An 8,687-nucleotide genomic window follows, 5' to 3' on the forward strand; every position below is an offset into this window, starting at 1 on the left:
CCGCGTGGGCGCACGCCGCGGCTGCGAGGGCGGCGGCGACGCGGCCCGAGGTGTGCAGGCGACCCCGCAGGAACCCGGCGAGAGACGCGAGGTCGTGTACGGCGCCCGAGGTGACGGCCTGTTCGGCGCCGCCGGAGTGGGCGTGCCCCCCGGCCGGGAGCCGGGAGTCGGCGAGGAGGAGCAGCGCGGGGTTCATGGCCGGCCGCCACCGGAGGCGACCGGGCGTGGGCCGGCGGGGGGCATCAGAAGAGGAAGTAGCGCTGCGCCATGGGCAGCGTGCGGGCGGGGGCTGGTTCGATGAGGTCGCCGTCCACGCGGACCTCGAACGTGTCCGGCGCCACCTCGATCCGCGGCATCGCGTCGTTGAGCGGCATCGCGGGCTTGCCGCGCTTGCGCACGTCCGCCACCGCCACCAGGCGGCGCCGTACGGCCAGGCGGTCCGCGAGTCCGTCGTCCAGGGCGAGCGGCGAGACGAAGTGGAGCGACGTGGACGCGGCCGTGGCCGGTGCCGCGCCGAACATGGGACGGGGGAGCACGGGCTGGGGCGTCGGGATGGAGGCGTTGGCGTCGCCCATCTGGGCCCAGGCCACCACGCCCCCCTTGATCACCAGTGTGGGCTTGACCCCGAAGAACGCCGGATCCCACAGCACCAGGTCGGCGAGCTTGCCCGGCTCGACCGAGCCGATCTCGGAGTCGAGGCCGTGGGCGACGGCCGGGCAGATCGTGTACTTGGCGACGTAGCGGCGGGCGCGCAGGTTGTCGGCCGGGCCGCCCAGCGAGCCGCGGCGGCCCTTCATGACGTGAGCCGTTTGCCAGGTGCGGATGACGGTCTCGCCGATGCGGCCCATCGCCTGCGAGTCCGATCCGATCATGGAGATGGCGCCCATGTCGTGGAGCACGTCCTCGGCCGCCATCGTCGTGGGCCTGATGCGCGACTCGGCGAACGCCAGGTCCTCCGGGATGGACGGGTTGAGGTGGTGGCAGACCATCAGCATGTCGAGGTGCTCGTCGAGCGTGTTGACGGTGTGCGGCCTGGTCGGGTTGGTGGAGGAGGGCAGCACGTTGGACAGGGACGCCACCCGGATGATGTCGGGGGCGTGCCCGCCGCCCGCGCCCTCGGTGTGGTAGGCGTGGATCATCCGGTCGCCGATGGCGGCCAGCGTCGACTCGACGAACCCCGCCTCGTTCAGCGTGTCGGTGTGGATGGTGACCTGCACCCCGGTGGCGTCGGCCACGCTCAGGCAGGCGTCGATGGCGGCGGGCGTGGTGCCCCAGTCCTCGTGCAGCTTGAAGCCCGAGGCGCCCGCCCGGAGCTGCTCCAGCAGCCCCTCGGGGTTGACCGTGTTGCCCTTGCCGAGCAGCGCGAAGTTCAGCGGGTAGGAGTCGAGCGACTCCAGCATCCTGCCTAGATACCAGGTGCCGGTGACGGTGGTCGCCTTGGTGCCCTCCACCGGGCCGGTGCCGCCGCCGACGATCGTGGTGACGCCCGAGCCGATGGCCTCGTCGAGCGACTGGGGGCAGATCAGGTGCACGTGGGAGTCCACGGCGCCGGCGGTGAGGATCTTGCCGTTGCCGCTGAGGATCTCGGTGGACGGCCCGATGACGATGTCCACGCCGTCCATGGTGTCGGGGTTGCCGGCCTTGCCGATGGCGCTGATCCGGCCGTCCGTGACGCCCACGTCGGCCTTGACCACGCCCCAGTGGTCGAGGATGACCGCGCCGGTGATCACCAGGTCGGGCGCGCCCTCGGCGCGGGTGGTGCGGGCCTGTCCCATGGACTCGCGGATCACCTTGCCGCCACCGAACACCGCCTCGTCGCCCGCCCCGGCGGGACCCATCGACCGGTCCTCGGTGACCTCGACGAACAGGTCCGTGTCGGCCAGCCTGATCCGGTCGCCCGTGGTCGGGCCGTACAGCGCCGCGTATCGGGCCCGTGAGATGTCAGCCATCGAGGGGCCCCGCCCATTCCGGTCGCAGGCCGGGCACGACGCGGCGCCCGGCGATGGGTACGAGTGTCACGTCGCGCTCGACGCCCGGCTCGAACCTGACCGCGGTGCCCGCCGGGACGTCGAGGCGCATCCCCCAGGCGGTGTCGCGGTCGAAGTCGAGGGCCGGGTTGGCGGCGGCGAAGTGGTAGTGGGAGCCGACCTGTACGGGCCGGTCGGCGGTGTTGACGACCCGGACCGTGACCCGCTCGCGCCCGGGGTTGAGCGGGAGGTCGCCGGCGGGGTGCGCGTACTCGCCGGGGATCACGGGATCGGCCTGTGCACGGTGACCAGCTTGGTGCCGTCGGGGAACGTGGCCTCGATCTGCACGCTGTCGAGCATCTCGGGCACGCCCTCCATGACGTCGGCGCGGCCGAGCACGGAGCGCCCGGCCTCCATGAGGTCGGCGACGGTCCGCCCGTCCCTGGCCCCTTCCATCAGGAACGACGCGATGACCGCGGTGGCCTCGGGGTGGTTGAGGCGCAGGCCCCTGGCCTGGCGCTCCCGAGCCACCCCGGCGGCGACATGGATGAGCAGGCGTTCCTGCTCGTGTGGGGTTAGCCGCATGGCCGGACCATAGGAACAGGCCGTTTCCGATCTGTTGCCGCCCGGTGTCGTATCGGTTTCGCCGCCGGGAGCCACCGGGAGCCGCCGGGAGCCTCAGGGAGTCTCAGGGGCTCGGGGCCTCAGGGCCTCAGCCCGCCGCCCACTGGCGCGCCGACCTGACGATCTCCTCCAGGTGGCCGCTGTGCGCGCCGTGCCAGTAGACCTGGCCGCAGTCGCGGCACTGCCCGTACGCGTCGAAGTTGCGCCGCGTGCCCGCCTCCAGCAACGGCTCCACCTCCCGCTTGGCGGCGGGCGCCAGCTCGCCGTTGCAGGCCGTGCACCTCGTCCAGGGGCGCAGCGGCGGCGAGAAGCGTTCGAGCAGGTCGCGCAGCTGGTCCTGCGGCCGGGAGCCGCGCACGTAGGCGCCCAGCCAGAGGGCGCGGCGGCGCAGCAGCCCGCGGTCCTGCGTCAGCAGCACCCGGTGCTCCTCGTTGGCCTGAGCCACCAGGGCTGGGTCGTCCATGTCGTTGTGGTAAGCGGCGTCGATGCCGAGCAGCCGCAGCCGCCGCGACAGCGTGCCCAGGTGCACATCGAGCAGGAAGCGCGGCTCGTGCGGAAGCTGCTGCGGTCGCGGCACCGCCCGCACCTCGACGACGTCGCCCGCGACGGGCTGGTAGGAGGGGCCGACCCCGTGCCCGTCGACGGTCATCGGTCCGACCTCCGTCAGCGGGATGCCGACCGACTCGACGTGGTGCCCGAGCGTCGAGGTGCCGTCAGGGGTCACCCGCTGCCACTCGTGGCGGCGGCTCACCGGCAGGAACATCATCAGCTCGTCGGCGATGCGAAGGCGCGCGTCCCGTTCCGTCACGACTCCCATTCTGCGCGATCGAACCCGGTGCGCTCGCGACGGCGCCCCCGCGGCGCCGTCCTCCGGGGCGTCGCCGCGTCCTACTGCTGATAGCCCTCCACCTCGGAGACCGGGCGCGGGGCCGCGTCGTCGGGGTCCTCGCCGACGCCCCGGCGGGCCCGGCGCTGCCTCAGCAGGTCCCAGCACTGGTCGAGCGCCACCTCCAGCTCCTTGACCCGCTCGTTCTCCTCCTCCGAGGTGACGTCGCCCGTCGCGAGCCTGCCGCGCAGCTCGTGCTCCTCGGCGACCAGAGCGCTGATCCTGGTGAGTATCTCGTTGTCCCGCATGCCCGAGACTCTACTGAGTTCGTGATAGAACACGCCCTATGTCTGGTATCGCGCTGGTAAGGAAGCCCGGGTCCCGCATCGCCGAGGGTCTGGTCACGTACGTCCAGCGCGACTCCGTCGACCCGGGCAGGGCGGTGGAGCAGCACGACGCCTACGTGGCCGCGCTCGCCGCGAACGGCTGGCGGCCCGTGTACGCCGGACCGGCCGACGACCTGCCGGACGCGCCGTTCGTCGAGGACACGGTCGTGGTGAGCGAGCGGCTGGCCGTGCTGACCCGGCCCGGCGCGGAGGAACGGCGGCCGGAGGTGGCCTCGGTCGAGGAGACGGTGCGGCGGCTCGGGCTGAAGGCGGTGCGGATCACCGGCTCCGGGACCCTCGACGGCGGCGACGTGCTGCAGGTGGGCGCCACCGTGTACGTCGGCAGGTCGTCGCGGACCAACGACGAGGGCATCGCCCAGCTGGGCGCGCTGCTGCCGGAGCGGCGGGTCGTGCCCGTGGACATGGACGGCGTGCTGCACCTGAAGTCGGCCGTCACGGCGCTGCCCGACGGCACGCTGATCGGCGACCCCTCCCGCGTGGGCCTGCCCGGCCTGCTGAAGCCACCCGAGGAGGCCGGGGCGCACGTCGTCCCGCTCGGCGGCGACCGCCTGCTGATGGCGGCCTCCGCTCCCGAGACCGCCCGGATGCTGGAGCGGCGCGGGCTCGCGGTGACGACGGTGGACATCTCGGAGTTCGAGAAACTGGAGGGCTGCGTCACCTGCCTGTCGGTTCTCATCATCTGAGATCGAACACGGTGCACGGCTCCACATCTGGTAGCGTGCTAGGCATGCTGCGCGGACTCCTTCTTAGCCGCCGCGGCGGGGGCCTCTAGGCCGGCTCCCTCGCCGCGGGGCGAGTCGTGCGCGTCGGCCGCTTTTCATCGACCGACGAGGAGCCCGAGATCATGACCGTTCAGCAGCCCAGCCCCATGCCTTTCCATCGCTACCAGCCGTTCCGGCCCGTACGACTGACCGACCGCACCTGGCCCGATCAGGTCATCACCAAGGCGCCCCGTTGGTGCGCGGTCGACCTGCGCGACGGCAACCAGGCGCTGATCGACCCGATGGACTCCCACCGCAAGCTGCAGATGTTCGAACTGCTGGTGCGCATGGGCTTCAAGGAGATCGAGGTCGGGTTCCCGGCGGCCAGCCAGACCGACTTCGACTTCATCCGCCAGATCATCGAAGAGGGCCGCATCCCCGACGACGTCGTCGTCCAGGTGCTGACGCAGGCCCGGCCCGAGCTGATCGAGCGCACCTTCGAGTCGCTGGCGGGCGCCAGGCGGGCCATCGTCCACCTCTACAACTCGACGTCCACCCTGCAGCGCCGGGTTGTGTTCGGCCAGGACAAGGAGGGCATCACGGCCATCGCCGTCGAGGGCGCCAAGCTGGTCAAGAAGCTCGCCGACGCCAGCGACGCGGACATCCGCTTCCAATACTCCCCGGAGTCGTTCACCGGCACCGAGCTGGAGTACGCGGTCGAGGTGTGCGACGCCGTCAACGAGGTGTGGCAGCCCACCCCCGACCGCAAGGTCATCATCAACCTGCCCGCCACGGTCGAGATGGCCACGCCGAACGTCTACGCCGACCAGATCGAGTGGATGCACCGCCACCTGAAGCACCGCGACTCGATCATCCTGTCGCTGCACCCGCACAACGACCGCGGCACCGCCGTGGCCGCGGCCGAGCTGGGCTACATGGCGGGAGCCGACCGCATCGAGGGCTGCCTGTTCGGCAACGGCGAGCGCACGGGCAACGTCTGCCTGGTCACCCTGGGCATGAACCTGTTCTCCCAGGGCGTCGACCCCGAGCTCGACTTCAGTGACATCGACGAGATCCGCCGCGTCACCGAATACTGCAACCAGCTGCCCGTGCACCCGCGCCACCCGTGGGGCGGCGAGCTGGTCTACACCGCCTTCTCCGGCTCCCACCAGGACGCCATCAAGAAGGGCTTCGAGCACCTGGAGAAGGACGCCGACGAAGCCGGCGTGCCGGTCGACGAGTTCACCTGGGCGGTCCCCTACCTGCCGATCGACCCCAAGGACATCGGCCGCACCTACGAGGCCGTCATCCGGGTCAACAGCCAGTCGGGCAAGGGCGGCGTCGCCTACATCATGAAGGCCGACCACCAGCTCGACCTGCCGCGCCGGCTGCAGATCGAGTTCTCGAAGGTCGTGCAGGCCCGCACCGACGCGCAGGGCGGCGAGATCAGCCCGGCCGCGATGTTCGAGATCTTCCAGGACGAATACCTGCCCAACCCGGCCAACCGCTGGGGCCGCCTGAGTCTCATGGCGCACCGCCACGAGTCCACGGTCGACGAGAAGGACCGCATCAGCGCCGACGTCCGGGTCGACGGTGAGATCCGCGAGCTCGCGGGCAACGGCAACGGGCCGATCTCCGCGTTCATCGACGCGATCTCGGGCGCCGGGTTCCAGGTGCGGGTCCTCGACTACGTGGAGCACGCGATGAGCGCGGGCACGGACGCCAAGGCCGCCTCCTACCTGGAGTGCGAGATCGACGGCAAGGTGCTGTGGGGTGTGGGCATCGACGCCAACACCACGACGGCCTCCCTCAAGGCCGTCATCTCCGCGGTCAACCGCGCCTCCCGCTGATCGCGCCGCTCGATCCGGATCACCCGTTCCACCCCCTCGGGGGCACGGCTCGCCGCCGTGCCCCCGAGGGCTTTTAGTGAACGTTGCGTCTCTTCATGTGCCGGGTCTAGACTCCTTAGAGAACGGTTCGTTCTCTAAGGAGTGGCCGATGAGGCTCGTCCTGGCGGGGCTGATGCTCGCGATGCTGCTGGGCGCCCTCGACCAGACGATCATGGCGCCGGCGCTGCCCGTCGTCGCGGGGAGCCTCGGCGGGCTCGACCAGATGCCCGCCGTCATCGGCGCCTACCTGGTGGCGGCCACCGTGGTGATGCCCGTGTACGGCAGGCTCGGCGACCGGTTCGGGCGCAAGCCGTTGATGCAGGCGGCGATCGTGATCTTCGTGGCGGGCGCCGCGCTGTGCGCCCTGGCCGGGTCGATGCCGCAGTTCGTCGCCTTCCGGGCGGTGCAGGGCGTCGGCGGCGGCGGGCTGATGATCGGCGCTCAGGCGATCATCGGAGAGCTGGTGAGCCTCCGGGAACGGGGCCGCTACCTGGGCCTGATCGGCGCGGCCTACGTCGTCGCCGCGGTCGGCGGCCCACTGCTCGGCGGCTTCATCGTCGACCGGGCCCACTGGCGGTGGATCTTCGCCGTCTACCCGCCGCTCGGGCTGGTCGCGCTGGTGCTGCTGACGGCCACGCTGCGGCTGCCCAGGCCCACGAGCCGCGCGCCGATCGACTACGCCGGGGCACTGGCCTTGGCGGTCGCCGTCGTCGGGGTCGTGCTGCTAGGGCAGACCCGGAACCCGGTCTTCCTCGCCGTGGCCGCCGCGGGCGCGGTGGCGTGGCTGGTGAGCGCCCGCTTCGCGGCCGACCCGATCCTGCCGCTGCGGCTGTTCCGTGACCGCGCCTTCGCCATCCCGGTGGCGATCAGCCTGCTCATCGGGTTCGCGCTGTTCGGGACGATCACGTACCTGCCAGCCTACATGCAGATCGCGCTGGGCTCCTCCGCCACGCGGGCGGGCCTGCTGGTGACCGCGCTGATGGGGGGCGTGCTGGCCACCACGATCGTCTCCGGCAGGCTCATCGCCCGGACCGGCCGCTACAAGCCCTACCCGGTCGCCGGCACCGCCGTGGCCAGCCTCGGGCTGGCGCTACTGTCCTTCGCGAATGGCGCCGGACCCACGGCCATCGCGGGCGCGATGCTGCTGATCGGGCTGGGGGTCGGGCTCGTCATGCAGGTCATGGTGCTGGCCGCGCAGAACGCCGTCGGCTACGCCGACCTCGGCGCGGCGACGTCGGCCGTGACGTTCACGCGCCAGATCGGCGCCTCCGCCGGGGTGGCCCTCGCCGGGGCGCTGATCACCTGGCGGTTCGCCGGCGGCATCCCCGCGACCGTGCCCACGGCGCTGCCCGGCAGCGTGCGGGCAGCGTTCGCCGAGGCCGTTCCGCCCGTCTTCGGAGCCATGGCGCCACTGCCGGCGCTGGCGTTCGTCCTCGCGCTGGCCCTGCCGGCGCGTCCGCTCCGCACCACCGCGTACGCCGAGGAGAGAGCATGACACTCGTCGCACCCCTGCGGGCCTTCGGGCGTGAAGACCTCGAAGAGGCCGGGGGCAAGGGCGCCAACCTGGGGGAGCTCGTTCGAGGCGGCTTCCCGGTCCCGGGCGGCTTCGTCGTCACCACGGCCGCGTACGCGCTGGTGGCCGGAGCGCAGGGCGAGCGGGCCCGCACCGAGCGGGCCCGCACCGAGCAGCCCCGTGTCGAGCGGTCCCACACCGAGCGGTCCCGTGTCGAGCGGGCGCGTGTTCCCGGCGAGCTGCGCGCGGCCATCACCGCCGCGTACGCCGCGCTCGGCGGCGGACCGGTCGCGGTGCGCTCCAGCGCCACCGCCGAGGACCTGCCGGGCGCCGCGTTCGCCGGGCAGCAGGACACGTTCCTCAACGTCGTGGGGGAGGAGGCGCTGGTCGACGCCGTACGCCGGTGCTGGGCGTCGCTGTGGAACGAGCGCGCCGTCGCCTACCGCCGCAGGCTCGGCGTCGGCGACGAGGGGGTGCGCATCGCGGTGGTCGTGCAGAGCATGGTCGAGGCCGAGACGGCGGGGGTGATGTTCACGGCCGACCCGGTGACCGGCGACCGCTCGCGGATCGTCGTGGAGGCCGGCAGCGGGCTGGGCGAGGCCGTCGTCTCGGGCCTCGTCACCCCCGACCACTACGCGCTCGACGCCGCGGGCCGGGTCACCGCGTTCACCGAGGGCGGTGGCGCGCGGGGCGGTGCGGCGGGTGGGCGGTTGCCCGGCGAGGTCCTGCGGGTGCTGGCGGCTCTGGGCGCCGAGGTGGC

Annotated in this window: 9 protein-coding genes and 1 pseudogene; 4 read left to right on the plus strand and 6 right to left on the minus strand. The window is 72.3% G+C overall.

Translation table 11 applies throughout. The annotated features are described in order from the left end of the window. The 6 genes and pseudogenes from DQW85_RS32105 to DQW85_RS32130 all read right to left on the minus strand — a co-directional run. Positions 1-196, minus strand: a pseudogene (locus tag DQW85_RS32105) (urease accessory protein UreF); the annotation flags it as partial. Positions 197-242: 46 nt separating this feature from the next. Continuing rightward, entirely contained in the window at positions 243-1,949 is a 1,707-nt protein-coding gene (locus tag DQW85_RS32110) for an urease subunit alpha (RefSeq protein WP_113703539.1), read from the minus strand. Next, entirely contained in the window at positions 1,942-2,253 is a 312-nt protein-coding gene (locus tag DQW85_RS32115; protein WP_113703540.1) for an urease subunit beta, read from the minus strand. Before DQW85_RS32115 ends, DQW85_RS32110 begins: the two co-directional genes overlap by 8 nt. Continuing rightward, positions 2,250-2,552, minus strand: a complete 303-nt coding sequence (locus DQW85_RS32120; RefSeq protein ID WP_113703541.1) for an urease subunit gamma — start codon at positions 2,550-2,552, stop codon at positions 2,250-2,252. Before DQW85_RS32120 ends, DQW85_RS32115 begins: the two co-directional genes overlap by 4 nt. Positions 2,553-2,679: 127 nt before the next feature. Beyond that, entirely contained in the window at positions 2,680-3,408 is a 729-nt protein-coding gene (locus tag DQW85_RS32125) for a Mut7-C RNAse domain-containing protein (RefSeq protein WP_113703542.1), read from the minus strand. Between the two features lie 71 nt (positions 3,409-3,479). Beyond that, entirely contained in the window at positions 3,480-3,725 is a 246-nt protein-coding gene (locus tag DQW85_RS32130; protein ID WP_113703543.1) for a DUF2630 family protein, read from the minus strand. Between the two features lie 38 nt (positions 3,726-3,763). Here DQW85_RS32130 and ddaH point away from each other — a divergent pair, with 38 nt between their 5' ends. From ddaH to DQW85_RS32150, 4 genes are all read left to right on the plus strand, one after another. Further along, complete coding sequence (gene ddaH, locus DQW85_RS32135) at positions 3,764-4,507, plus strand: dimethylargininase (RefSeq protein ID WP_113703544.1); 744 nt, start codon at positions 3,764-3,766, stop codon at positions 4,505-4,507. A gap of 161 nt (positions 4,508-4,668) precedes the next feature. Continuing rightward, complete coding sequence (gene leuA, locus DQW85_RS32140) at positions 4,669-6,375, plus strand: 2-isopropylmalate synthase (RefSeq protein ID WP_113703546.1); 1,707 nt, start codon at positions 4,669-4,671, stop codon at positions 6,373-6,375. A 148-nt stretch (positions 6,376-6,523) separates the two neighbouring features. Beyond that, positions 6,524-7,909 (plus strand): MFS transporter, encoded by a 1,386-nt coding sequence (locus DQW85_RS32145; protein ID WP_113703545.1) that lies wholly within the window; start codon positions 6,524-6,526, stop codon positions 7,907-7,909. Further along, positions 7,906-8,687: PEP/pyruvate-binding domain-containing protein (locus DQW85_RS32150; RefSeq protein WP_275888279.1), on the plus strand; the 782-nt coding region annotated here is incomplete at its 3' end. The genes DQW85_RS32145 and DQW85_RS32150, both read left to right, overlap by 4 nt.

The organism is Nonomuraea lactucae, from assembly GCF_003313395.1.
GTDB lineage: Bacteria > Actinomycetota > Actinomycetes > Streptosporangiales > Streptosporangiaceae > Nonomuraea > Nonomuraea lactucae.

Excerpts from the sequence above, each read along its gene's own strand:
- DQW85_RS32110 (WP_113703539.1), bottom strand. The coding sequence starts at position 1,949 with ATGGCTGACATCTCACGGGCCCGATACGCGGCGCTGTACGGCCCGACC.
- DQW85_RS32120 (WP_113703541.1), bottom strand. The coding sequence starts at position 2,552 with ATGCGGCTAACCCCACACGAGCAGGAACGCCTGCTCATCCATGTCGCC.
- DQW85_RS32125 (WP_113703542.1), bottom strand. The coding sequence starts at position 3,408 with ATGGGAGTCGTGACGGAACGGGACGCGCGCCTTCGCATCGCCGACGAG.
- DQW85_RS32130 (WP_113703543.1), bottom strand. The coding sequence starts at position 3,725 with ATGCGGGACAACGAGATACTCACCAGGATCAGCGCTCTGGTCGCCGAG.
- ddaH (WP_113703544.1), top strand. The coding sequence starts at position 3,764 with ATGTCTGGTATCGCGCTGGTAAGGAAGCCCGGGTCCCGCATCGCCGAG.
- leuA (WP_113703546.1), top strand. The coding sequence starts at position 4,669 with ATGACCGTTCAGCAGCCCAGCCCCATGCCTTTCCATCGCTACCAGCCG.
- DQW85_RS32145 (WP_113703545.1), top strand. The coding sequence starts at position 6,524 with ATGAGGCTCGTCCTGGCGGGGCTGATGCTCGCGATGCTGCTGGGCGCC.